This window comes from Tessaracoccus yangjingae (assembly GCF_054483935.1).
Genome location: NZ_CM137014.1, coordinates 950,744 through 974,739 on the forward strand (window position 1 = coordinate 950,744; position 23,996 = coordinate 974,739).

Annotated in this window: 19 protein-coding genes and 1 other annotated feature; of the genes, 11 read left to right on the top strand and 8 right to left on the bottom strand. The window is 71.2% G+C overall.

Translation table 11 applies throughout. From position 1 onward, the window contains the following. The first annotated feature begins 199 nt into the window (after positions 1 to 199). The 3 genes from ACX1D3_RS04015 to ACX1D3_RS04025 all read left to right on the top strand — a co-directional run bounded on the left by ACX1D3_RS04015 (position 200) and on the right by ACX1D3_RS04025 (position 3,900). Positions 200 to 1,464 (top strand): IS3 family transposase gene (locus tag ACX1D3_RS04015; RefSeq protein WP_458993478.1). Its coding sequence is split into 2 segments (ribosomal slippage): positions 200 to 503 and positions 503 to 1,464, totalling 1,266 coding nucleotides; the frame shifts between segments, so codons are not numbered across the junction. Next, positions 499 to 633 (top strand) — a sequence feature (AL1L pseudoknot). It overlaps the preceding gene by 135 nt. Before the next feature lie 451 nt (positions 1,465 to 1,915). Further along, positions 1,916 to 2,248 carry a GIY-YIG nuclease family protein gene (locus tag ACX1D3_RS04020; protein WP_458995699.1) on the top strand — a complete coding sequence of 111 codons (333 nt, stop codon included), beginning with the start codon at positions 1,916 to 1,918 and terminating at the stop codon, positions 2,246 to 2,248. Between the two features lie 314 nt (positions 2,249 to 2,562). Further along, entirely contained in the window at positions 2,563 to 3,900 is a 1,338-nt protein-coding gene (locus ACX1D3_RS04025; RefSeq protein WP_458995700.1) for a right-handed parallel beta-helix repeat-containing protein, read from the top strand. A gap of 16 nt (positions 3,901 to 3,916) precedes the next feature. On the opposite strand, the gene ACX1D3_RS04030 is transcribed toward ACX1D3_RS04025, so the two are convergent. Beyond that, positions 3,917 to 4,444, bottom strand: coding sequence for a DUF6328 family protein (locus ACX1D3_RS04030; RefSeq protein ID WP_458995701.1), 528 nt, complete (start codon positions 4,442 to 4,444; stop codon positions 3,917 to 3,919). A 224-nt stretch (positions 4,445 to 4,668) separates the two neighbouring features. On the opposite strand from ACX1D3_RS04030, the gene ACX1D3_RS04035 reads away from it, so the two are divergent. Together ACX1D3_RS04035 and ACX1D3_RS04040 are read left to right on the top strand one after the other, a co-directional pair. Next, a complete protein-coding gene (locus ACX1D3_RS04035) occupies positions 4,669 to 6,078 on the top strand; it encodes a phage tail sheath family protein (RefSeq protein WP_458995702.1) in 1,410 nt (469 codons plus the stop codon). A gap of 32 nt (positions 6,079 to 6,110) precedes the next feature. After that, complete coding sequence (locus tag ACX1D3_RS04040; RefSeq protein WP_458995703.1) at positions 6,111 to 6,983, top strand: hypothetical protein; 873 nt, start codon at positions 6,111 to 6,113, stop codon at positions 6,981 to 6,983. 166 nt (positions 6,984 to 7,149) lie between these two features. On the opposite strand, the gene ACX1D3_RS04045 is transcribed toward ACX1D3_RS04040, so the two are convergent. The 4 genes from ACX1D3_RS04045 to ACX1D3_RS04060 are packed head-to-tail and all read right to left on the bottom strand — an operon-like array spanning position 7,150 to position 12,709. Beyond that, the gene (locus tag ACX1D3_RS04045) at positions 7,150 to 8,397 is read right to left on the bottom strand and encodes a glycoside hydrolase family 1 protein (protein WP_458995704.1); all 1,248 of its coding nucleotides are present in this window, start codon (positions 8,395 to 8,397) and stop codon (positions 7,150 to 7,152) included. 30 nt (positions 8,398 to 8,427) lie between these two features. Then, positions 8,428 to 10,575, bottom strand: a complete 2,148-nt coding sequence (locus ACX1D3_RS04050) for a hypothetical protein (protein WP_458995705.1) — start codon at positions 10,573 to 10,575, stop codon at positions 8,428 to 8,430. After that, a complete protein-coding gene (locus ACX1D3_RS04055; protein ID WP_458995706.1) occupies positions 10,572 to 12,017 on the bottom strand; it encodes a glycoside hydrolase family 43 protein in 1,446 nt (481 codons plus the stop codon). Before ACX1D3_RS04055 ends, ACX1D3_RS04050 begins: the two co-directional genes overlap by 4 nt. Before the next feature lie 44 nt (positions 12,018 to 12,061). Beyond that, entirely contained in the window at positions 12,062 to 12,709 is a 648-nt protein-coding gene (locus ACX1D3_RS04060) for a TetR/AcrR family transcriptional regulator (protein WP_458995707.1), read from the bottom strand. 127 nt (positions 12,710 to 12,836) lie between these two features. On the opposite strand from ACX1D3_RS04060, the gene ACX1D3_RS04065 reads away from it, so the two are divergent. Genes ACX1D3_RS04065 through ACX1D3_RS04075 form a run of 3 tightly spaced genes read left to right on the top strand, consistent with a single transcriptional unit; the run spans position 12,837 to position 19,022 of the window. Then, positions 12,837 to 14,300 (top strand): MFS transporter, encoded by a 1,464-nt coding sequence (locus tag ACX1D3_RS04065; RefSeq protein ID WP_458995708.1) that lies wholly within the window; start codon positions 12,837 to 12,839, stop codon positions 14,298 to 14,300. Then, positions 14,297 to 16,756 (top strand): glycoside hydrolase family 2 TIM barrel-domain containing protein, encoded by a 2,460-nt coding sequence (locus tag ACX1D3_RS04070; protein ID WP_458995709.1) that lies wholly within the window; start codon positions 14,297 to 14,299, stop codon positions 16,754 to 16,756. The genes ACX1D3_RS04065 and ACX1D3_RS04070 overlap by 4 nt, the downstream gene beginning before the upstream one ends. Next, on the top strand, positions 16,749 to 19,022 hold the full coding sequence (locus ACX1D3_RS04075) for a glycoside hydrolase family 3 N-terminal domain-containing protein (RefSeq protein ID WP_458995710.1): 2,274 nt from the start codon (positions 16,749 to 16,751) through the stop codon (positions 19,020 to 19,022). Before ACX1D3_RS04070 ends, ACX1D3_RS04075 begins: the two co-directional genes overlap by 8 nt. Before the next feature lie 167 nt (positions 19,023 to 19,189). Here the strand turns inward: ACX1D3_RS04075 and ACX1D3_RS04080 are convergent, their stop codons facing one another. Beyond that, positions 19,190 to 19,471 (bottom strand): DUF4342 domain-containing protein, encoded by a 282-nt coding sequence (locus tag ACX1D3_RS04080; protein ID WP_458995711.1) that lies wholly within the window; start codon positions 19,469 to 19,471, stop codon positions 19,190 to 19,192. Between the two features lie 279 nt (positions 19,472 to 19,750). On the opposite strand from ACX1D3_RS04080, the gene ACX1D3_RS04085 reads away from it, so the two are divergent. Both ACX1D3_RS04085 and ACX1D3_RS04090 read left to right on the top strand, forming a co-directional pair. Then, the gene (locus ACX1D3_RS04085) at positions 19,751 to 20,809 is read left to right on the top strand and encodes an NAD-dependent epimerase/dehydratase family protein (protein WP_458995712.1); all 1,059 of its coding nucleotides are present in this window, start codon (positions 19,751 to 19,753) and stop codon (positions 20,807 to 20,809) included. Positions 20,810 to 20,846: 37 nt separating this feature from the next. Continuing rightward, the gene (locus ACX1D3_RS04090) at positions 20,847 to 21,401 is read left to right on the top strand and encodes a hypothetical protein (RefSeq protein WP_458995713.1); all 555 of its coding nucleotides are present in this window, start codon (positions 20,847 to 20,849) and stop codon (positions 21,399 to 21,401) included. Positions 21,402 to 21,432: 31 nt separating this feature from the next. Here ACX1D3_RS04090 and ACX1D3_RS04095 read toward each other — a convergent pair whose 3' ends face one another. Further along, positions 21,433 to 22,095 carry a response regulator transcription factor gene (locus ACX1D3_RS04095; RefSeq protein WP_458995714.1) on the bottom strand — a complete coding sequence of 221 codons (663 nt, stop codon included), beginning with the start codon at positions 22,093 to 22,095 and terminating at the stop codon, positions 21,433 to 21,435. A gap of 106 nt (positions 22,096 to 22,201) precedes the next feature. Next, positions 22,202 to 23,245, bottom strand: coding sequence for a sensor histidine kinase (locus ACX1D3_RS04100; RefSeq protein ID WP_458995715.1), 1,044 nt, complete (start codon positions 23,243 to 23,245; stop codon positions 22,202 to 22,204). A gap of 167 nt (positions 23,246 to 23,412) precedes the next feature. On the opposite strand from ACX1D3_RS04100, the gene ACX1D3_RS04105 reads away from it, so the two are divergent. After that, positions 23,413 to 23,814: a hypothetical protein gene (locus ACX1D3_RS04105; RefSeq protein WP_458995716.1), complete on the top strand. Its 402-nt coding sequence runs from the start codon at positions 23,413 to 23,415 to the stop codon at positions 23,812 to 23,814. The last annotated feature ends 182 nt before the right edge of the window (positions 23,815 to 23,996 follow it).

A 23,996-nucleotide genomic window follows, 5' to 3' on the forward strand; every position in this document is an offset into this window, starting at 1 on the left:
TTCGCTCCTCGCGGCCCGGCTCTACCACTCCGCTGGTTGAGCCGCGCCGAGCCGCCTGCGGCTCAGCGCGTGTCGACTTGGGTTGAGCCGGGCAAAGCCGCGAAGCGGCGCAGCCCGCGCCGAAACCACCCACCTGCACACGGTTTGAACCGCACTGAGTTTGTTGGAGACTCCTGACCTTGGAAACGAGGATGGGGTTATGCCGAAAGAGCAGACAGCAGGGAAGCCGACGACGCGTCGGTACTCGCCGGAGGAGAAGGCCGCCGCGGTCCGGATGGTGCGAACGTTGCGGGCCGAGCTGGGGACCGAGCATGGGACGGTGCAGCGCGTCGCGGCGCAACTCGGATACGGCGTCGAGTCGGTGCGGTCGTGGGTCAAGCAGGCCGACATCGATGAGGGTCACGTCGCCGGCGTGACGACCGTCGAGGCCCGGCGCGTGCGGGAGCTCGAGCAGGAGGTCCGCGAGCTTCGCCGAGCTAACGAAATACTCAAGCGCGCAGCGAGTTTCTTCGGGGCGGAGCTCGACCGCCAACACCGGAAGTAGTCGCATTCATCGACGCGAACAAGGACGACATGGTTGAGGGTCGCCCGCTCGGAGTCGAGCCCATCTGCAGCGTGTTGCAGGTGGCTCCGAGCACCTACTACGCCGCCAGGGATCGTGTCCCGTCGGCGCGGTCGATAAGCGACGCTGTCCTGGTCCCGGAGCTGGTGAGGCTGTGGGAGGACAACTATCGCGTCTACGGTGTCCGCAAGCTGTGGAAAGCCGCCCGTCGTGCCGGGATCGACATCGGCCGTGACCAGACCGGCCGGTTGATGCGTGCCGCCGGTATCGAGGGCGCCACGCGTTCTAGGCGAGTCACGACCACCAAGGCCGATCCAGCCGCCCCCAGGCACCCGGACCTGGTGCAGCGGGAGTTCACCGCGCCGGCACCGAACCGGCTCTGGGTGACCGATCTGACGTTCGTGGCGACGTGGGCCGGGGTGGCCTACGTGTGCTTCATCATCGACGCGTTCTCCCGGATGATCGTCGGCTGGCGATGCGCTTCACACATGCGCACCGAGATGATCCTCGACGCGATCGAGATGGCCCGCTGGGGTCGCGGCACCCACCACGACGACCTGCGCTGTCACAGCGACGCGGGCAGCCAATTCACATCGATCCGCTACGGCGAACGGCTCGCCGAGATCGGCGCCACCCCCTCGATCGGGACCGTCGGCGACAGCTACGATAACGCCCTCGCCGAGACCGTGAACGGCTACTACAAGGCCGAACTCGTCCGCGGACCCGCCCGACCAGGCCCCTGGAAGACCGCGGAGGACCTCGAACTCGCAACCCTGGGCTGGGTGCACTGGCACAACACGCAGCGCCTCCACGGCTACCTCGGCGACATCCCGCCCGCCGAGTTCGAGCAGGCGTTCTATGCTGGCCAAACCGACCGCAAACAGCTGGTAGGAATCAAATAGCACGAGTCTCCATCAGACCCAGTGCGGTTCAGTTCAAGGACCTGTGCAAAGACCTGGCGGAGGTCCGAGGGGACAGTCGCGTCGGTTTCGACGCGGGCGCGCGTCGCTTCGCTCCTTGCGGCCCGGTGCTTGCGGCCCGGCTCAACCAGCGGTGGAGAGGCCCGGCTCAACCATTCCGCTGGGTGAGCCGGTCGGGCGCGAAGCGCCACCGACCGCGTCGAAGCCTCTCGCGCCCGGTTCGAGGACCTGGCGAAAGTCCGAGGGGAGAGTCGCGTCGGTTTCGACGCGGGCGCGCGTCGCTTCGCTCCTTGCGGCCCGGCTCAACCAGCGGTGGGGCGGCCCGGCTCAACCCAACCGCGCCGACACCCAGACTCACCTTCCGCGTCAGCCGTCCGTCCACAGCACAAGAGCCGTGTGGGAGATCGCTGCCGGCCATCACGACCATCAGGGCATGCCATTCACCTACATGCTCGAATGCAGCGACGGGAGCTTCTACGTGGGTTCAACCTGGGACCTGGGCGAACGAGTCAGCCAGCACATGGCCGGCCGCGGCGCGACGTACACGAGCCGACGGCGTCCCGTGCGTCTGGTCTGGGCTGAGGAGTTCGAGCGGGTGGACGAGGCCTACGCGATGGAGAAGCGCGTGCAGGGCTGGGGCCGCGAGAAGAGGATCGCCCTGATCGAGGGACGCTACGACGACCTGCCGACGCTGGCCAGGAAGGGCCGCCGGGCCGCCGGGTGCGAGATCTCCCCGGAAGCGAGAGAGCGGTTGGACCAGCCCTGAGCCCCCGCGGCCCCCGCCGCCCACCACCGTCAGCGATGTCCTGATACATGAACCGTCAGCGATGTCCTGAGACACAACTGTCAGCGATGTCTTGAGACATCACATCTGGGCCATGAACCTGGGCCAGGTCCTTGAACCGGGCGCGGGTCGGTGGTTTCGGCGCGGGCTGCGTCGCTTCGCGGCTCTGCCCGGCTCAACCCAAGTCGACACGCGCTGAGCCGCAGGCGGCTCGGCGCGGCTCAACCAGCGGTGGAGGCCCATCTGGAAGGGTCGGAACCGTCGCTACCTCGCGGGACTGGTTGTAGCGTGGGCGCATGAAGGCCCTGGGACTGGCATCGTCGCTTGTCGTGTCGTGTCTCCTCGTGGCCTGCTCCGCGACGCCCGCCGCGACCCCACCGCCGTCGCCCACCCCCTCCGCGTCGCCGTCGGCGTGGCCCGAGTCTCAATGCCGCGAGCTGGCCGCGACCGTCGGCGAAGCCCTCCAAGGCGTGGTCGACTCCTACGAGGAGGCCACCGACCCGCAATCCACCGCGACACCCACCCCCGCCGCGACACCCTCAGCCAGCGCCGTCGACGGCAACTCCGACACCATCCAGGATGCGCTCGAGGAAGTGCGCGGCGCCGTCGAGGCACTCAGGTGCGGCGCCGAGCAGATGCGCCGGGACGTCGACGACGGCATCGACGACGTCCGCGCCGAGAGCCCCGTGGCGGAGGCCGTGCGGGCGCGCCTCGTCGCCGGGCTGGACGGGCGCATCCCCGAACTTCCCGTCCGGCTGGCCGTCTTCCCTGACGACGACCTCGCCACGGCTGTCGCGGAGGCACCCTCAGGCTCCACCCTGCTGCTGAGCGAGGGGGAGTGGGACCTCACCCAGCCGCTGGTCCTCCTCAGCGCCATCACCATCGAGGGGAAGGGGGCCGGGGCCACCCTCCTCGAATCCAGCGCCCCTGAGGCCGCCGTCCTGGTGGCGACGGCGGAGCCGGTGGCCCTCCAGTCGCTGAGCCTCGCCCGCGACACCACCGTCCCGGGCTCCGGCGTCGTCGCCGGCGGCGCCGCGACACTCGTCCTCAACCAGCTCGAGATCAGTGGCGGCCGGCCCGACGACACCGGGGGAGGTGCCGGGCTGATGCTCGTCGGCGAGGACCTGACCGCTGATCGCCGCACGTCGATGGAGGCCACCGACGTCGTCTTCCGCGACAACGGCTGGGCCGGCCTCGCCGTCGCGGGCACGCACCGGGTGAGCATCGCATCGGCCACTTTCAGCGGCAACGGCGAGTGCGGCCTGTGCTTCCTCGGGGACGCCGACGGGTCGCTGACCACGGCGTCGTTCGACGGGAACAAGGTGGGCGTCGCGGTGGCCGAGGGGGCTCGCCCCACCCTGATGGGGCTGACCATCGCCGGCGGTGAGGTGGGGCTCCAGGTGGAGGGGTCGGCGGCCCCCATCGTCGACGGCGCCATCATCTCCGGCTCAACCCGGGCCGCGGTCATCGTCGGAGGGACGGCGACGGGGGCGCTGGCGTCTGTGGTGTGCGAGGACGTGGACTACGGGATCGTGGTCACCGACACTGCGGCCCCCACCCTCACCGGCAACACCTGCGCCCTGGCCAGGGGAAGCATCGGCTCCCCCTCACCCTCACCGTCCCCCGGGGGATAGGCCGCCGCGTACCGCTTCAGGCATCGCGGGACCTGAGGGTCAGCGGGAGGACCATCCACAGCAGGAGGAACACCACGACGGCGGCGCCCGCGCCCAGCAGCCCCCACTCGTGCCCGAGGACGAAGCCGAACGTCAGCCACGACACCGCCACGATGGTCACCGCCAGCAGCCCGAGGCCGATCTTCGCCATCACGTGCCCGGCCGCCACGACGGTGTCCTTGCGATGCTCCTGGAACAGGTGCCGGTGCAGCACCACCGGCCCGACGACGAGCGCGGTGGCCAGCGTCGCCGTCGCCACGGCCACCAGGAACACCGTCAGCAGGGTGGGCGACAGGTCGGCGAACCGGTTCTGGAACGGCAGGGTCAGCAGGAATCCGGAGAGGAGCTGGAGGCCGGTCTGGGTGACTCTCAGCTCCTGGAGGAGTTCGTTCCACTGCCTGTCGAGGCGCTCCCCGGGCGTCTCGTCGCGCTCGCCGGTATCGGTGCCGTCGGCATCGGCATAGCGGGAGGTGGCGGCGCGGGGCGTGTCGTGGTGGTCGCTCATGCCACTTACGTACCCACCGTCGGGGTGATCCACACCGGCGAGGTGGGTGCAGTTGAGCCGATGGATGGGTTCGCGACACCTCCCACGCTCGGACTACGCGGGGCGGGCCCCGCGAACCCATCCATCGGCTCAACGCCGAACCCGCGCCGAACCCTCGCCGAACGCGCCGCCCCGCCGCCGCGCCACCCCTTGCAGGGTGCCCGGGGGTCAGTCAGAGTAGTGAAATGCCCTACATCGAGGAGATCCCCGCCGCGACGTCCATCCCGCCGCTGCCCACCTCCGTGACGGGCCTCGTCGGCGCCTGCGGCCAGGGTCCGATCGGCACCCCCGTCATCGTCACCAGCGCAGGCGAGTACCACGCCATCTTCGGGCCCAGCCTCGACGCGGCCCAGCCGCTCGGCCACGCCGTCGACCTGTTCTTCGCCAACGGCGGCACCCGGGCGGTGGTCGTCAGGGCGGCCGGTCCCACCCCCGACGAGCTCGTCCCGTCCGACGGCGAGGCCGGCCTCCGCGCCCTCGAGAAGTCGGGCGTCACGGTGCTCGTTGTCCCCGGTCTCACCGCCGCCCACGCGCCGCAGGTGAGCCGCGCCCTCGCCTTCTGCGCCGCGCACCGGGCCGTGCTGCTCCTCGACCTGCCCCCGGGCCCCTTCACGGCGGGCACGAGGACGACGGTGCAGCAGACGGGCCCGCACCGGGAGAGGGTCGCGGCCTACCACCCGTGGGTCACGGTGGGTGGGGTCGCGGTCCCGCCGTCGGGCGCCGTCGCCGGGGCGATCGCCCGGACCGACGCGGCCCGCGGCGTCTGGAAGGCGCCAGCCAACGTCGAACTGCGCGGCATCGACGGGCTCACCGAGGCACTCGACGACGCCGCCAACGAGGCGCTGATCCAGGACGGCGTCAACGCGCTGCGCGAGTTCGCGGGTCGCGGCCGGCTGATCTGGGGGGCCCGCACGCTGGCCGGCGCGGAGAGCACCGAGCCGGCATCGCGCTACCTTCCAGTCCGCCGACTCACCGACCACATCGTCGGATCGCTGACAGCGGGACTGGGGTTCGTCGTGTTCGAGCCCAACGATGAACCGCTCTGGCTGCGGGTGCGGGCCCTGGCGGAGAACTTCCTGGACGGCCTCTGGCGCGCAGGCGCGTTCCAGGGCGACAAGGCCGAGCACGCCTACGGGGCGCGGTGCGGGCTCGCCGTCACCATGACCCAGGCGGACGTGGATGCCGGGCGCCTCATCCTCGAGGTGTTCTTCGCCGCCGTGCGCCCGGCCGAGTTCGAGGTTCAGCGATTGACGCTGCAGACCCAGGCGCCCGACGCCGCCCCGGCCGACGGTGATGCCCGGCCCCTGCGGCTGGACGGCCGCCTGCTCCGCCCGCGGACGCTGCGCACCGTCGACCTCTCGCAGGTGGTGTCGCGCTACATCGGCGAGACCGAGAAGAACCTGGCCGAGCTGTTCGACGCCGCGGAGAGCAGCGGTGCGGTGCTGCTCTTCGACGAGGCCGACGCGCTGTTCGGCAGGCGCACCGGCGTCCGAGACGCCCACGACCGGTACGCCGACCAGGGGATCCGTCGCCTCATCGAACGGCTGTCGAAGGAGCGCGGCGTCGAGGTGCGCTGGACCCCGCCAAGCACCTAGTACAAGAGGCGCCGGCGGCCCTAGCATGAGCCATGCCCTACCCGTCGCAGCAGGACGTCGCGGCGATCGTCGCGATCACGGACCCGGTGGTCCGCAACGCGGCCATCACCGCCTGCTACCGCGACCTCTCGCTCGCCTTCGCCGACCTCCTCGGCCGGGTCGACGTCAACTGGCTCGCCTTCGGCGCGTGGGCCAGCGGGTCGGCGGGGCGGGTGATCCGCGGCGAGGGCCTGCCCCTGAACCTGGACCTCGGCACCTCAGCGGCGGTGGGTGAGGGCAACCGCGCCATCATCGCCGACGTCGGGCCGAGGTTCGTCCGCTGGCTCGACGAGGTGGCCCGCGCCGGCGGCCCCACCCGGATGGCGCTGGAGGTGGCCGTCGCCGATCCGCTGTTCGAGGGGGCTCCTGACCTGGCCGCAGGCTTGGCGGCCTATCAGACCGCGCTCGAGCTGCGTTCCCTCAGCGCGCAGGCCGAGCTCGACGACGAGGCGGACCGCGCCGTCGCCGAGTTGATGCTGCTGGGGAACGTGAGGATCGCGGCGCATGAGCAGTGGATCGCGGACGCGATGATCGACCGGGCCATGCCGCTGGGCGGGCTGTTCGGGCGCCTCGCCACCAGGTTCGTCGAGGTCTACACCCCCGACGGTCCGGTGGACGTGTGCCGGGAGGTGCCATGTCCGTCGTATCTGGGCGGCCCGAGGTTCCCCGCGGTGCTCGACCACCTCACCCAGGCAGACCTGTGCGGCCTGGCCGAGCGGTTCGATCACGCGCTGACCGTCGACGTGACCGACAGCGCGGCCACCACCTGGGAGTGCTTCGACGAGCGGATGGGCTTCATCTTCGCCTTCTTCCGCGCGTACGCCCGCGACGCCCGGTTCTTCGACGCGCCCACCCTCGCTGGTTGAGCCGGGCCGCAAGGAGCGACGCGACGCGCGCGCGTGTCGAAACCGACGTGAGTTCACCAGCGACGCGGTGGGCACGGTCCTCGAACCGTGCGCGGGTCGGTTTCGACACGCGCTGAGCCGCGGGCGGCTCGGCGCGGCTCAACCAGCGGAGAAGGGGTCGGTTAGCTCAGAGGGCCTCTCCGTTCGACGCCGCGACCGTTCCCAGCCACGCCAGGCTGGGCTTCGGGTGGCGGGCGAAGTCGGTGGCGCGGTCCACCGCGATCAGGCCGAACGTCGGCGCCCAGCTGCCCCACTCGTAGTTGTCCAGCAGCGACCAGTGGCAGTAGCCGCGCACGTCCACGCCGTCGGCCACCGCGTCGATCATGCCCCGCAGCGCGCCCCGCGTGTACTCGATGCGGCGGGTGTCGTCGGTGGTGGCGATGCCGTTCTCGGTGACCAGCAGCGGGATGCCGTACATCTCCCACACGCGGCGCAGGTTGATGCCCAGCGCGTCGGGGCGGTAGGCCCAGCCGGTGAGCGTGTTGTCCGGGCTGTCGGGGTGGGGGACCACGCCGTCGGGGCCGACGTCCTGGCTGGTGTAGCTCTGGATGCCGACGAAGTCGTCGCCGGCGCTGCCCTCGTAGTACACGCCCTCCCACTGGTGGAAGACCTTCTCCCAGACCGCCTCGTTTCCGGGCGTGGGCATGAACGCCTGGGCGGCGACCGCCCAGCCCACCTTCGCCGACGTCGTGCGCCGCAGCACCTCGACGGCGGCGCGATGCATGGCGGTGATCGCTGCGGCCAGCTCGTAGGGCGGCATGGGCATGGCGGCCATGTCGACGGTGGGCTGGCCGGCCTCGCGGCCGGGGGCGGCCTCGGCGGACTCGACTACGCCGGCAGCGGCCGCCTCCTGCGCCCGCTGCTGCATCAGTTGGCCCAGGCCGAACAGCGCGAGGATGTTGGGCTCGTTGATCGTGACCACCCAGCCCACGTCGTGGAGGATTTCGCTGACGAACTCCGTGTACGCGGCGAACCGCTGCGCCGCGTCGGGGCGGAGCGAGCCGCCGCCCGCCGCGAACCACTGCGGGTAGGTGAAGTGGTGCAGGGTGACGACGGGGGTCACGCCGTGCTCGTGGCAGGCGTCGATCATGTCGCGGTAGTGCAGCAGCGCGGCGCGGCTGAACAGCCCGTCGGCGGGCTCGATGCGGGCCCACTCGATGCTGAACCGGTACGTGCTGAGCCCGCCCTCGGCCAGCAGCCGGATGTCGTCGCGGTAGCGGTGCCAGGAGTCGCAGGCGGAGCCGCTGGGCTCCTGCAGGTGGGGCGCCAGGCCGGAGTGCTCGGCGGCCCAGAAGTCCGAGTTGTAGTTGTCGCCCTCGATCTGGTGGGCGGCGGTGGCCGCGCCCCAGAGGAAGTCGGGTCGAAGTGTGGTCATGGTGTCTCTCTTCGGTGAGGGGTCAGGGGATCAGGGCCAGGCGACGAGGCCCTCGTGGGCCACGTGCCAGGTGCCGTCGTCGGGGATGCCGGGCATCGGAGGGCCGCCCTCCCAGCCGGCCACCATGAGCGACACGGCCGCCAGCAGCCCGCCGTTGCCGGGCAGGTAGAGGGGGAGGAAGGAGCCCATGGCCGGGTTGTGGCCAGCGGGGTCGTAGCGGTTCTTGACGCCCTCGCGGAGCAGGAGCTCGACGGCGGCGTCACCGTCGAGCAGGCGCGCGGCCGTCATGGCCATGGTGGCGTAGTCCCAGCCCCAGGCGGAGTCCCACTCCCAGGCACCGCGGACCCAGCCGAGGGTGTCGCGCATCACGGCGGCGTCGATCAGCGGCGTCTCCGGCAGGAAGCCGAGGGCCAGCAGCATGGAGGGGTGGTCGTCGGTGCGCGACTCCCCGCCCCCCGCGACGGCCGCGTAGTGGCCGCCGTCGAGCGACGGGTGAGCGAGCCCGGCCCGCACCCGGTCCCAGGCGGGCACCCGCTCCAGGCCGCGACGCTCGCGGAAGCGCTGCGCCAACTCCAGGCCGAACCACCAGTAGGCCAGCTCGAACGTGGGGTCCTCGGTCTCGGCCGCCTTGTAGAACTCCTGCGCGGGCATCACGGGCGGGCCGAGGTGGAACACGCCGTCCACCTCGTCGGCGAAGTCCGCCATGAAGTGGGCGGTGTCGTCGAGCAGCGGGCCGAGGCGCTCCAGCAGCGCCTCCGCCGCGGGCGCGTCGACGGCGCGGCTGAGCAGGTCCGCGAAGTACAGGAGGTGCGGCTGCTGCCACACCAGCAGCGAGCCGATGTCGGAAGGTGACTCCCGCCCGTCCGGCCCGATCTGCTTCGGCCACCGGGCGCCGGCGTAGCCCTGCTGCGCGGCGGTCTCCCGGGCGCGCGCGTGCACGGACTCGTACCAGCCGAGGCTGCGCTCGAGAAGCTCGGGCCTGCCCCAGGCGGGGAAGTGCGCGGCGTGCCACCAGTGCATCTCGAGGTGGAACTTGCCGGACCAGGAGTTGGTGACGAAGCCGGTCTCCTGCGGCGGGGTGAGCCCGCCGCCGTGGACGCGGGTGAGGTACTGCGACAGCACCACCCGGCGCTCCAGCTCGTGGGCGCGCGGGTCCGAGGAGCCGGCGAAGTCCACCGCGGCGCCGGAGCTCCAGAACTGCTCCCAGAACGCGGCCGCGGAGGCCAGGACGCCGTCGACGGTGCCCTCGGGGCGCGGGTCGCGCGGGCCGAGCTCGCTGCCGGGGCCGGCCACCGGCACGAAGGACGCCACCACGTCGAGCGCCTCGCCGGTGGCGGTGAGCTCGACGGAGTGGCCGTCCAGCGCGCCGAGCGAGGCGTCGGTCCAGGCGAGCGCGACGTCGTAGGCGGTGTCGTCGAGCCGGCGACGGATGGTGGCCGATCCCTCGGCCGCGTCGGCCACCTCGGTGACGTGCGCCTCCGGCTTGGTCCAGTCCGCGGCGGGCGTGAAGCTGGGGTTGGGGGAGGGGAAGGCGAGGCGTACGCGCACCTGCCCGGTGGCCAGCAGCGGCGACACCACCCGCGTGCCCACCACCGACGCGTCCCCGTGCGCCGCCGTCGTCACCTCGACCGGCCGGCCCAGGTACCGGAACCGGCTGACGATCCGGCCGTGCCACAGGTCCAGCCGGACCTCGAGGTCCGTCAGCGCCGAGGGGTCGGTCTCCGGCTCCGCGTCGGCGGTGGGGCGCAGGGCGAGGCCGAGGCGGCCGAGGTCTATCCGCTGGGGGTTGTTGATCAGCCACATGCCGGCGAGATCGGCCCGGTCCGGGGTCTTGCCGGCCATCAGGTCGTGCATCGACGGCCGGTCCGGGTAGCGCACGGGGCCGCGGCGGGTCTCGTACGGGCTCATCGCGTCGTCGAGCACGTAGTCGTCAGGGTTGGGGTAGGCGTGCCAGCCCCAGCTGCTCATGGTGCAGGTCTCGGTGGTCCGCGCGCCCCGCGGGTCGGTCATGTCCGCCCCGCGGGCGAGGCGGGGGGTGTGGAAGTCGGTGAACGTCTGGAGGCCGGTGACGTCGGCCGTGAAGCCGAAGTCGCCGTTGCCCACGCTCAGCACCACCCCGGGATCCGCCGAGGTGAGGACCACGTCATGGCGGCCGACCAGTGCGCTGCGGTCGATCACGCCTGGGCTCCCTCAGAGCTGTACGTGAAGCGACGGCACCGCGCCGTCCCCGCCACCGCGGCCACGCCGACCATGCGCCCGGTGAAGCCGCCGGCCACCTCGGTGGACACGTAGCGGCCGTCGATCTCGGCCAGCTCCTCCCAACCGTCGTCGGTGAGCGCGGACAGGGTGATGACGTCCGGCTGGCTGGCGGGCCATCCCCCGACCAGCGCGGGGATCGCGGCGGAGAGCCGCAGGGTGACCGACGGCGTCGTTCGGGCGCACGAGCCCAGCACCTGCCGCACGGGGCCGATCTGGGCGACGGTCGAGACGGACTCGGGGCCGGCCTCGACGGCGTACCAGTGGGCATCGTCGAGCCAGACCATCAGCCGGCCCTCGCCCTCGATCTCGGCGGTGGCGCTCCAGCTGTGGTCCATGAGGCGCATGAACACCGGCCGGGCGCCCGCACCCGCGTCGAGGGTGAGGCCGTCGGCGCCGGTGGCGACGCCGCGACGGTCCCCCGACGGCGAGACCCAGCGGGCGTGCAGGGCGCCGGTGAAGTCGTCGTCGACGCCGTGGTCGCGCGCCGGGTAGTCCTCGGCCGGGTCCACGAACACCGGCCAGCCGTCCACCCACTCGACGGGGGACAGGAACGTCTCGCGGCCCAGCACGTGGAACTCGGGGAACCCGCCGTGGGGGCGGGTGCCGTGGTAGACGGCGAACCACTGGCCGCCCGGGCCCTCGACGAGGTCCGCGTGGCCCGTGCTCTGCACGGGGTGGTCGGTGGAGCGGTGCGTGAGGATGGGATTGGCGGGGTTGCCCTCGAAGGGGCCGAGGGGCGAGCGGCCGCGCGCCACGCTCACGCTGTGCCCGCGGTCGGTGCCGCCCTCGGCGATCAGCAGGTACCACCAGCCGCCCACCCGGTAGAGGTGCGGCCCCTCAGGGTTGCGCATGCCGGTGCCGTTCCAGAGCGGCCGGGGCCCGTCGAGGACCTCGCCGGTGGCGGGGTTCACCGTCACCTGCTGTATCCCGTCCGGGAAGCCGCACCACGTGACCAGGCAGGTGCCGTCCTCATCCCAGGCGATGTCCGGATCGATGCCCACGACGGGGATCCGCACCGGATCCGACCACGGCCCCTCCAGGCTGTCGGCCGTGAAGAGGTGCTGGCCGGAGCCGATCTCCACCATGTTGGTGGTGATGAACCAGAACTTCCCGTCGTGGTGGCGCAGCGTGGAGCCGTAGATGCCCGACGACGCCCCGCCGGTGGTGAGGTCCGCCTGCTCCGGGCGCGTGACCACGTTGCCCACCTGCTCCCACTCCACCAGGTCCGTGCTGCGGTGGACCGGCGCGCCCGGGAAGTACTCGAAGCTCGAGTGCGCCAGCGCGTACCCGTCGGGGGTCCGGCAGACCGTGGGGTCCGACCAGAAGCCGGGCATGACGGGGACGATGTTGCGGTGGCTCATGGTGTCCTTTCGACGACGGTGTCGCGTGGGGGTGGGGGTGGGGGTCAGATGCGGGCCAGCAGGTCCTCGACGGCCTGGCGCGCCTCCATGGCCGCCTGTCCGCTGATCTCGCGGAAGGCGCGCAGGATGGAATCGGCCAGGTCGAAGTCCCGCCTGATCAGCCACTGCTGCTGGAGGCCGTCCCAGACGGCGACGAACATCCGGGCCATCTCGAGCGGGTCCCGGTCCGGGTGCGCCCGGCCGGATTCCTGCATGGAGGAGATGACGCTCGTCATCTCCTCCAGCGCCTGATCGTAGTGGCGCCGGTAGTACTCGTGCGCCGGGTGGGCAGGGTCCTGCGCGGCCGCAGCCAAGGCAACCTGGAGCTGGAGCCGCCGATCGTCGGCCTGGGCCCGCAACGCCAGCTCTTCGATGACCGACTCGAAGCCGACGGCGGTCCGCGAAAGGTTCGTCCGCGACGTGGTCATGGTGCGGTCGAAGTGCTCGACGGCGGCCACCAGCAGGTGGTCCCGGGAGGGGAAGTGGTAGAGCATGGTGCGCTCGCTGATGCCGGCCCGCTCGGCCACGGCCGCCGTCGTGAGGCTGGGGTGCCCCACCTCCATCACGATCTCGTAGGCCGCCTCCGCGATCTGGGCGCGCCGCTCCGCGGTCTTGGCGTAGGGCCCCCGCGGGCCACGTGGTGCTGTCGTCATCGGTCAACCTCCGAGCCCTAATCTACAGCAGATTTCCAAATTTGTCTCGTCACAGGGTTGACGTTCCGTCTAAATTGGGTGTGTACTTCATATTGAACCGGAGTCAACGACGACAGGAAGATCACTGATGTCCACCTCAACCCTCACCCGCGCCGAACGGCGCACCGCGAAACGCTCCGCCCCCGACTACGTGGGCGCGGTCAAGACCTTCGGATGGTCGTCGCGCGGCTTCTCCCTGGCGGCGAACTTCATCGTGCTGGGGTACTTCACCCTCTACGCCACCGACACCCTCGGCCTGTCGGCCGGTCTCGTCGGCACCCTGCTCATGGTGAGCAAGATCTTCGACGGTTTCACCGACCTCATCGCGGGCTACGTCGTCGACCGCACCCGCACCCGTTGGGGCCGCGCCCGTCCGTACGAATGGGCGATCGTCGGGGTGTGGGCCTGCAACTGGCTCCTGTTCTCCGTCCCGGACCTGGGCACGGTGGGCAAGGCGATCTGGATCTTCGTCACCTACACCTTCGTGAACTCCGTCTTCGCCACGCTGTGCTACGCCAACCAGACCCTCTACATGGCGCGGGCGTTCAACTCGCGCGGGGCCTACGCCAAGCTCAACGCCGCGCAGGGCGTCATCATCACCGTCGGTGCCATGATCCTCAGCATCGCCCTCCCGATGGTCCTCAACTGGGCCGGCAAGGACCCGGGCCGCTGGTCCAACGCGATGCTGCTGATCTCGATCCCGATCGTCATCATCGGGCTCGGGCGCTTCTTCCTGGTCAAGGAGATCTACGAGACCGAGGCCACCGACGAGAAGATCCGCTGGTCCGACATCAAGACGGTGCTGGGCGACAACAGGTGGATCTGGATGCTCGGCGGGCTCGGGCTGCTGAGCAACATCCCCACCAACACCGGCGCCGCCGGCTACTACTTCCGCTACATCGTCGGCGACCTCGGCGCCCTGTCGGTGGTGCTCTTCGCCGCCATCCTCGCGCTGCCGGCCGTGCTGTTCATCCCCAGGATGATGCGCCGCTTCACGCTGTCGCGCCTGATCATGATCGGCCAGGCGCTGGCGATCGTTGGCGCCGCCATCGCCACCTTCGCTGGCGCGAGCATCCCGCTGCTGGCTGTCGCCGCCATCATCGGAGGCATCGGCGTGCTGCCCGTCTCGTACATGGTGGGCGTCCTGCTCATCGACGCGGCCACCTACAACGAGTGGCGCGGCAACCGTCGCCTCGAGTCCACGCTGAGCTCCATCCACGGCTTCGCGTCGAAGATCGGCCAGGGCTTCGCGCTCGCCGGCGCCGGGCTGTTCCTCGGCGCGTTCGGCTACGACGGCACGGCCGAGACCCAGTCCGAGTCCGCCCTGTTCGCGATCCATGCCCTCTACACCTGGATCCCCGCCGTCGTGGCGCTGGCCGCGATCGTGCTGCTGAAGTTCTACAAGCTCGACGCCATGCTGCCCCAGATCCACGCGGACCTTGAGGCCCGCGGCGGCGAGACCGCCCCCGCCGAGCCCTTCGGCGCCGAGGCCGCCAAGTCCGAGGGCGTCATCACCTTGGCCGACGAGCTGAAGGAGGGCGACCACCGATGAGCCGCACCCTGTTCGATCACGGGTGGGAGTGGACCCGCTCCGATGCCGCGTCCTGGCGGGGCGTCGACCTCCCCCACGACGCGATGCTGCACGAGCAGCGCAGCGCCACCACGGACAACGGCAGCCACACCGGGTGGTTCCCCGGCGGGACCTACGTCTACCGCCGGACGTGGCGCGCGCCGGCCGACCCCGGCCGCGTGAGCCTGTTCTTCGAGGGCGTCTACCGGAAGGCGCGCGTGCTCGTCAACGGCACCGAGGCCGGGGGCTGCCTGGGTGGCTACACCGAGTTCGAGGTGCGCATCGACCACCTGATCGAACGGGGATCCAACAACCTCATCGAGGTGCACGTCGACAACTCCGAGGGGCCCAACAGCCGCTGGTACTCCGGCTCCGGCATCTACCGCCACGTGTGGCTGCTGGAGCAGGGCCCGGTCCGCATCCGTCCCGGAGGCGTGCACCTGGTCACCCGCTCGCTCGGCGCCACCGCGACCGTGGCGGCGACGGTGGAGCTCGACAACGACGAGCGCCGCCCCGTCGAGGTGGCCGTGTCGCTGCGGCGGGAGGGCTCCCGGGCCGAGGCGTCGGCGCGCGTCGACGGCGCCGCCGTCGCCCTGGAGCTCCAGGTGCCCGACGCCCGGCCGTGGTCGGCCGAGCGCCCCGACCTGTACGACGTGACCGTGGAGGTCATCGCCGACGGCGAGGTCCTGGACCGCCAGGAGCTGCGGACCGGGCTGCGCACCGTCGAGGTCGACGCCGCCCGCGGGCTGCGGATCAACGGCGTCACCACCCTGCTGCGCGGGGCCTGCGTCCACCACGACTCCGGCATCCTGGGCGGGGCCACGTTCCGCGCGGCCGAGTTCCGGCGCGCCCGGATCCTCAAGGAGCAGGGCTTCAACGCCATCCGCAGCTCCCACAACCCGCTCTCCCGCGACATGCTCGACGCGTGCGACGAGGTGGGCCTCTACGTCATGGACGAGTCCACCGACGTGTGGTTCCGCACCAAGACCGCCCACGACGCCGCCCTCCACTTCGCCGAAACCTGGGAGGCGGACCTCGAGTCGATGGTCCGGAAGGACCGCTGCCACCCGTCGGTGATCATGTACTCGATCGGCAACGAGGTGGCCGAGAGCGGCACCCCCGAGGGCATCGAGGCGGCGCGCCTCATGGTGGCGCACGTCAAGAAGTTCGACGACTCCGTCCCAGTGACCGCCGGCATCAACCTCATGCTCAACATGTCGGCGGCCAAGGGCAAGAACGTCTTCGAGGGCCACGAGAAGCAGAACGAGAAGAACAAGCAGGGTGCCGCGGCGGCCAGGCCGAGGCGCAACGCGCTCACCAGCACCGGCTACAACCTGCTCGTCAGCAAGATGGGCTCGCTGATGGCGAAGGCCGCGGCGCTGCCCGCGGCGGACAAGGCGAGCCGCGGGGTCTTCGATGTCCTGGACGTGGCCGGCTACAACTACGCGCACGCCCGCTACCGCAAGGACGGCAAGCTGCACCCCCGTCGCGTCATCGTCGGCACCGAGACCATGCCGTTCCACATCGCCGGCAACTGGGCGATGGTCAAGGAACTGCCTTACGTCGTCGGTGACTTCATGTGGACCGGCTGGGACTACCTCGGCGAGGCGGGCATCGGCACCTGGACCTACGGCGACGAGTCGAGCGCGTTCGCCAAGCCGTACCCGTACCTGGCGGCCGGCCCCGGCGCCATCGACATCACGGGCGTCCCCGGGGCACCCATGGCGCTCGCCCGGGCCGTGTGGGAGCAGACCGACGAGCCCGCGGTCTTCGTCCGCCCGCTCGACCGCGACACCCGTCGCACCAACCGCGCCGCCTGGCGCGCCACCGACGCGGTGGCCAGCTGGGCCTGGCCGGCCGGCGACGGCCGGCGGGCCGAGATCGAGGTCTACTCGTCAGCCGACGAGGTGGAGCTCCTCCTCGACGGCAGGTCGCTCGGCGTCAAGCGCGCCGGCCGCCGCGCGGGGTTCGTGGCCAGGTTCCGCACCCCCTACCAGCGCGGCACCCTCGAGGCGATCGCCCGCAGGCAGGGCCGGGAGGTCGGCCGCTCCGCGCTCGCCTCCGCCGCCGGCTCGCTGCGACTGCGGGTCCAGCCCGACAGGAGCGTCCTCGACGCCGACGGGCAGGACCTCGCGCACCTGGCCATCGAGCTCGTCGACGGCGCGGGCACCGTCGTGATGCTGAGCGGCGAGGAGGTGGAGGTCGTCGTCGACGGCCCAGCGACCCTGGCCGGCCTCGGCAGCGCCGACCCCGCGCCGCTGGGCTCCTACACGGACCCCCGCGACCAGCTGTTCCGCGGCCGCGCCCTGGCGGTGATCCGCGCCACCACCGAGCCCGGCGACGTGCGGGTGAGCGTCCGCTCCCGCGCCCACGGCGAGGCCGTCGCCACCCTCACCACCACCGTCCCCACCCCCCGAGGAGTACTGACCCATGCCTGAGTTCGCCTACCAGGACCCGACGCTGCCCGTCGCCGAGCGCGTCGAGGACCTCCTCGGCCGGATGTCGCTGGAGGAGAAGGCCGGGCAGCTGACCCAGTACTTCTACTTCGGCTTCCCCGCCGAGATGACCGAGGGGATCGACCTCGATTCCCTGCCGGAGGAGCACCGGGCCTTCGCCCAGCAGCCGCAGATGGTGGAGGCGGCGCTGGGTCGCGGCGGGGCGGGGTCGCTGCTGTTCGTCCGCGAGGCCGCTGAGGCCAACAGGTTGCAGCGGATGGCCGTCGAGGGGAGCAGGTGGGGCATCCCGCTGCTGTTCGGCTTCGACGTCATCCACGGCTTCCGCACCATCTTCCCCGCGCCGATCGCGCTGGCCGCGTCGTGGGACCCCGAGGCGGCGGAGCGCGCCCAGCGCGTCGCGGCCCGCGAGGCCCGCGCCGCCGGCATCCACTGGACGTTCGCGCCCATGGTCGACGTCGCCCGCGACCCCCGCTGGGGCCGCATCTTCGAGGGCGCCGGCGAGGACCCTGTGCTCGGCGCCGCGATGGCGGCGGCCCAGGTGCGCGGGTTCCAGGGCGACGGCGGCGCCGAGTCTGTCATCGCCGGCCCGAAGCACTTCGCCGGCTACGGCGCGGCGCGCGGCGGCCGCGACTACGACGACGCTGAGATCTCCGACTCGGAGCTGCACAACGTGTACTTCCCGCCGTTCAAGGCCGCGATCGACGCGGGCGCGGGCAACGTGATGAGCGCCTACATGGACCTCAACGGCGTTCCGGCCAGCGGCAACCGCAGCCTGCTCACGGAGATGCTGCGCGACGAACTGGGCTTCGACGGGTTCGTCGTCAGTGACGCCAACGCCGTGCGCTCGCTGGAGACCCAGCACTTCGCCAAGGACCTCACCGACGCGGGCGCCCGCGCCGTCAACGCGGGCCTCGACATGGAGATGTGCATGATGGACCCCGCGTACTCGCGCCTGCCGGAGGCCGTCGGGCAGGGGCTGGTCGAGGAGGCCACAATCGACCTCGCCGTCCGCCGCGTGCTCGCCGCGAAGTTCGCCGCCGGGCTGTTCGAGCAGCCCTTCGCCGATGAGGCCGCCACCGCCGCGGTGCTCGCCGCGGCAGCGCACCGCGACGCCGCGCAGGAGGCGGCCGAGCGCACCTTCGTGCTGCTGAAGAACGACGGCGCCCTCCCGCTGCGCCCGGCCGCAGGGGCCCGGATCGCGGTGCTCGGCCACCTCGCCGACTCTCCCCGCGACACCCTCGGCCCCTGGGTCTTCGCCCACGACACCGCCGAGGCGGTCTCCATCCTCGACGGGCTCACGCGGCGCGCCGGCGACGGCGTGACGGTCGGCTACGCGCCCGCGACGGCGGTGCCCGAGCGGCTGTACCCGTCGATGTTCGACCAGCAGGAGCACGGCGGCCTGCCCCGGACGCCGGACGGGTTCGACGAGGACGCCGAGCTGGAGCGCGCCGTCGCGCTGGCGGAGGCCTCTGACGTCGCCGTCGTGGTGGTGGGGCAGCCGCAGAACATGATCGGGGAGAACGCCTCCGCCTCCACCCTCGACCTGCCCGGGCGTCAGCTCGAGCTGCTGCAGCGGGTCCACGCCACGGGCACGCCGACGGTGGTGCTCGTGATGTCGGGCCGCCCGCTGGACCTGCGCTGGGCCGACGAGCACGCCGCCGCGATCCTCCAGGTCTGGTACCCCGGCACCCGCGGCGGCGACGCCGTGGCCCGCGCCCTCTTCGGGGACGTGTCCCCGGCGGGGCGGCTGCCGTTCACGTGGCCGCGCCACGTCGGCCAGGTGCCGATGGTCTACTCCCACTACCGGACCTTCGCCCCGCAGGACCAGGGCAAGCGCTACTGGGACGAGCCGAGCACCCCGCTCTACCCGTTCGGCCACGGGCTGTCGTACGGCAGCTTCGGGTACTCGGACCTGAGGGTGGCGGAGCGGCTCGCGGTGGGGGAGTCGACGGAGTTGTCGGTCACGGTGACCAACACCTCCGAGGTCGCGGCCGACGAGGTGGCGCAGCTCTACATCCACCAGCGGTTCGGCACCTCCACGCGCCCGGTGCGCGAGTTGAAGGGGTTCCAGCGGATCCACCTGGCGGCGGGGGAGTCGCGGCAGGTCACCTTCGACCTCGGCCCGGACCAGCTGCGCTACTGGAGCACCGTGACGGAGGGGTGGGTGCAGGACGCCACCGTCGTCGACGTGTTCGTCGGCGCCGACTCGACCTGCACCCTGACGGCGACCATCGAGGTCACCGCCTGACCGGCCCACCCCTTGCCCCCACCCGCCAAGTCGCTGGCGAACTCGCGTCGGTTTCGACGCGGGCGCGCGTCGCTTCGCTCCTTGCGGCCCGGCTCAACCAGCGGGGGAGGCCCCGGCTCCGCCGGCGGGGGGAGGCCCCGGCTCCGCCGGCGGGGACGCGCCGACGATCAGTCGGTCGGGCTGTCGTCGGCGTCGCGCTCGACGACCAGGGTGACCTGGGAGACGACGGCCGCGATCGCGCCGATCGCGATGAGGGCCGGGGCGAGCGCCGCGGTCAGCACCGTGACGGCCAGCCCGGCCTGGAGGGGGATCTCGAGGAGGATGGTGCCGTCCTCGCGCTTGAGGATGACGCGGCGGACGTTGCCCTCGTGGATGAGCTCGCGGACCTTGGCCAGCAGGCCATCTCCGTCAACCTCGAACTCTTCGGTGGTGGTGATCTTCTCGGACATGTCAGGTGCTCCTTCTTCGGCGGTGCCGGTGTGGTGTTGCCCAGCGATGAGCTGGTGGTTCCATCATTGGCCGGTTCGGGGCCCCTTCCATCGCCTGCACGAACCGTCCTGACTACTGCGGATGCGGTACAGGCCGGTGGGCGTGAAGCGTGGGGGCGGCGTACTACCGCGGACGCGGTACGTGGGATCACCGCGCCCGGCGGATGGCGGATGCCCCGCCCGCGATGAGGATGTGAAGCACTGGAGAGCGACTTCAGCATCCCGAGCAAAGGCACCTCGATGAGCACCCATGACCTGAACAACACCTGCTACCTCGTGACCGGCGTCGCCGGCAATCTCGGCAGCTCCGTGGCCGCGACACTCCTGTCCCAGGGGCGCCGGGTCCGGGGGCTCGTCCTCGCGGGCGACCCGGCCGCCGAGCGCGTTCCGGCCGCCGTCGACCTCTACGAGGGCGACGTCACCAACCCGGCCAGCCTCGAGCGCTTCTTCTCCGGCGCCGACGACATCGTGGTGATCCACTGTGCCGCCGTCGTCACCGTCAACGGCGGATTCAGCCGGCTGGTGCACGACGTGAACGTCACCGGCACCCGCAACATCATCGACACCTGCCTGGCCAACCACGTCCGCAAGCTGGTCTACGTCGGTTCCACCGGGGCGATCCCGGAGCAGCCCAAGGGCACGCCGATCACCGAGGTCGACCACTTCGATCCCGACGCGGTGGTGGGGTACTACGGCAAGTCCAAGGCGATGGCCGCCCAGCTGGTGCTCGACGCCGTGCGCGAGCACGACCTCGACGCGACCCTGGTGTACCCGACGGGCATCTGCGGCCCGGACGACTACGCCTACGGTCCGGTGGCCGGCTTCATCGTCGACTACTGCGCCGGGAAGATGCCGGTGGGAGTGGCCGGAAGCTTCAACGCCGTCGATGCCCGCGATCTCGCCCACGCCATCGTCGCCGCCTGCGATCGCGGACGGAAGGGTGAGGGGTACATCCTCGGCAACGAGTGCGTGACCATGCGCGAGATGTTCCACGTGCTGAGCGAGGCCACCGGCACCAAGGAGGTCCGCACCATCCTGCCGGCGTGGGCTGGGATCGCCCTCGGCCGGGTCAGCGACCTCACGCAGAACGTCACCAACAAGCCCGCCAAGTTGACGAGCTTCGCGGTGTACAACCTCACCCGCAACAACGAGTTCGACTCCTCCAAGGCGCGGGCCGAACTCGGCTTCCGCACGCGCCCCTTCGCCGAGTCCATGGTGGACACCATCGAATGGCTGAGGAGCGAGGGGCGCGTCGACCCCGCCGCCGACACCGCGCGGTCCGGCGCCGTCGCGGCGTGACGCCGGGCACCCAACTACCGCGAGACCAGGAGCACCGATGAGTCCCACCACACTGCCCAGCGCTCCGATCAACCCATCCGCGGGGGAGGGATCCTCGCCCCGCAGCTGGTTCGCGCGCAGCACCCCCCTGCCCCCGGAGAACGCCACCCACCGGAGCACGGCATTCGTCTACGGCAACATCCTGGTCCTTGCGGCGCTGGTCCAGGTGTCCCCCAGCGAGATCACGGGACAGAGCGTGGTGACGGTGATCGCCACCGCGTTGTCGACCTTCCTCGTGCACATCTTCGCCGGGGTGGTCACCACCACCTGGTCCAAGGCCAGCCTGCTGAGTAACGCCCGCGACTCCACGCCCATCCTCACGGCGGGCCTCCTCCCGAGCGGACTGCTGCTGCTGACGGTGCTGTTCGGGGTGCCGGCGATGATCACCACGATCCTGGCCGAGCTCATCATCGTGGTGCGCATCGCTCTGATGGGCGTCGTGGTCGCACGGCTCCGGGATGAGCCGGTCACGCGCAGCACCGTGCTCGCAGGGATCGCGCTGGCCGTGCTGGGGCTCATCATCGTGGTGACCAAGGTGGTCCTGATCCACTGACCGCCCGAACAGAGCCGGGCCCAGACCCGCGCTACCCCGTGCCGAACCCGGCGCGGTAGGCGTAGCTGACGAGCTGGGCCCGGTCGTGCGCCCCGACCTTGTTCATCGCCCGGTTCGCGTGGGTCTTGACGGTGTGCGGCGAGAGGAACAGCGTCCTGGCGATGTCGGTGTACCCGCCGCCGGCGACGATGGCCTCGACGATCTCGCGCTCCCGGGCGGTGAGCTGCCCGAAGAGAGCGACCATCTTCGGGTCGGTCTGGACGACCGGCTCTGCCAAGCTGCCGATCAGGGCCGCCGCCGCCGCTGCCGACAGCACCCCGCCCCCCGCGACGACGTCACGGATCCCGTCGGCGAGCTCAGTCGGGGACACGCCCTTACTCAGGAAGCCGTTGGCGCCGGCCCGCAGCCCGGCAATCACATACTCGTCCTGATCGAACGTGGTCAGGATGATGATCCTGGGGCCGGCGGAGCCGTGCTCCGCGCGAATCCGGCGGATCGCCTCGACGCCGTCGATGCCGGGCATCCGGATGTCCATGAGGACCACGTCGATGTCGGCGTTCCCAACCAGCCTGACCGCGGACAACCCGTCACCGGCCTCGGCGACCACCTCCAGCCCGGGCTGGGCCTCCAGTATCGTGCGCAACCCCACCCGGATCATGTCCTGGTCGTCGACTATCGCAACCTTGATCGTCATGACCGTCGTCCGTTCGTTCGCATCGTCGCCCGCACCGTGAACATGCGCCCGACCGGGCCGGCCTCCAGCGTGCCGCCGACGGAGGCGACCCGTTCCCGCATCCCAATCAGACCATAGCCGCCGACGCCCGGCTCACGGTCCGTCCGCACCTCGTTCGACACGGTGACGCGGATCTCCTCGTCGGTTCGCGGACGGTGAGACTGACCGGCCCCGTCCCGTGCTTCCGGGCGTTGGTGAGCGCCTCCAGGACCACCCGGAAGGTCGCCGCGCTCACCTCGGCGTCCAGCGCGGCGGGTGCCGGATCCAGGTGCGCCTCCACCGCCATCCCGAGTTCCCGATACGAGTTGATGAGCCCAGCGAGGTGGTCGAAGTCCGCGTTCGGCGCGGTCGCGTCGTCGCCGGGGGACAGGCGCAGGATGTCGAGAATCTGGTGCGTCTCACGGATCACCGCCTGGACGCCCCGTCGCGCCGCCTCCAGGTCGGAGCGTGACCGGTCGGCGCCCTCCGGCAGATGGACCTCCGCCGCGCCAAGGTGCATGTTCACGACGGCGGTCTGGTGGCCCACCATGTCGTGCAGGTCGCGGGCGATGCGCAGCCGCTCCTCGCTGATCCGCCGCTCGATCTCCGCCTCACGGGTCAGTTTGGCCTCCGCAAGGTACTGGCGCCGGGAGGCCACGGCACTCCCGGCAGCCGCCGATGCCAACGTGAGCGTCGCGACGACGAGCGCCAAGGGGTCCAGCCAGCCGTCCCCGGTGACGATGGTGAACGCCGCGTAGTTCGCCAGCCCCACCACGGGCCCGACGATCAGCGCCGACGCCCCGCGCAGGCACCACAGGAAGGCCGCAAACACGGTCAGCGTCCACACCAGCACCTGCTCGGCGCCCAGGAGGCCGCCGAGCAGCGGTCCGCTGACGGCCAGCAGCACGCCCGGCCAGAGCAGCCAGTAGCTCACGGCGCATCCGGCGAGGGTGAGGATCAGGGCCAGGTAGCCGGCCGGGCCGGTGCCCTCGGCTATCTGGGTGATCAGTCCGACGATCGAGGCCAGCACGATGAGCGCTACGCCAACCCGCTCCAGGAACGGTCCCCCGGTCAGCTCGGAGATCCAGCGGCGCCGGCTGCTGATGCGGAGGGCACGGTCGGTGGATGGCACCGCCCCAGTCTTGCACCGGTTTCGTCTGTGCAGTACTGCGGTCGCAGTAGGCGGAGACGGTCCTTTCGGGCGACGTCGGCCGGCCGTCGGACAGGCAGGATCTTTATTGCCGGACATGGCCGAACCCGACCATGGCGGATAACCCAGGAAGAATGGAAGGAACGACAATGAGCACAGAGTTCGAAGACGCGATCCGCGGCAGGTTCACCAACGGTTTCAGTGAATGGAATCTGGGCTACCAGGCGTGGCTGGAGTGGTGCGACACCTTGTACGAGCCGGATGCGCACTACAACATCTACGGGCAGCGGTACACGCTGCAGGAATACAAGGACATGATGGGCCTGCTGTTCGACGGATTCGATATCGAGCTGGGCAAGTTCCACAACATCATCGTCGAGAAGGACTGGGGTGCCATCCGCTACCAGGTGCACATCCTGAACAAGAAGACCGGGCAGCAGATCGAGCAGGAGACGATGGAATTCGTCCAGTTCAAGGACAACCCCGCCCCCGTCGGCGCACGCGTCATCGAAGGCTGGGCGCTGTCCGACCACCCCCTGTCCGCCGCCTGACCGGAGCACCGGGCCGCACCTCCCCTCGCGGCTCGCCCTGTTCCGCTGGTTGAGCCACGCCGAGCCGCCTGCGGCTCAGCCCCCGCCGAAACCACCTACCCGCACACGGTTCAAGGATCCTGCCCGCCAAGTCGCTGGCGAACTCACGTCGGTTTCGACGCGGGCGCGCGTCGCTTCGCTCC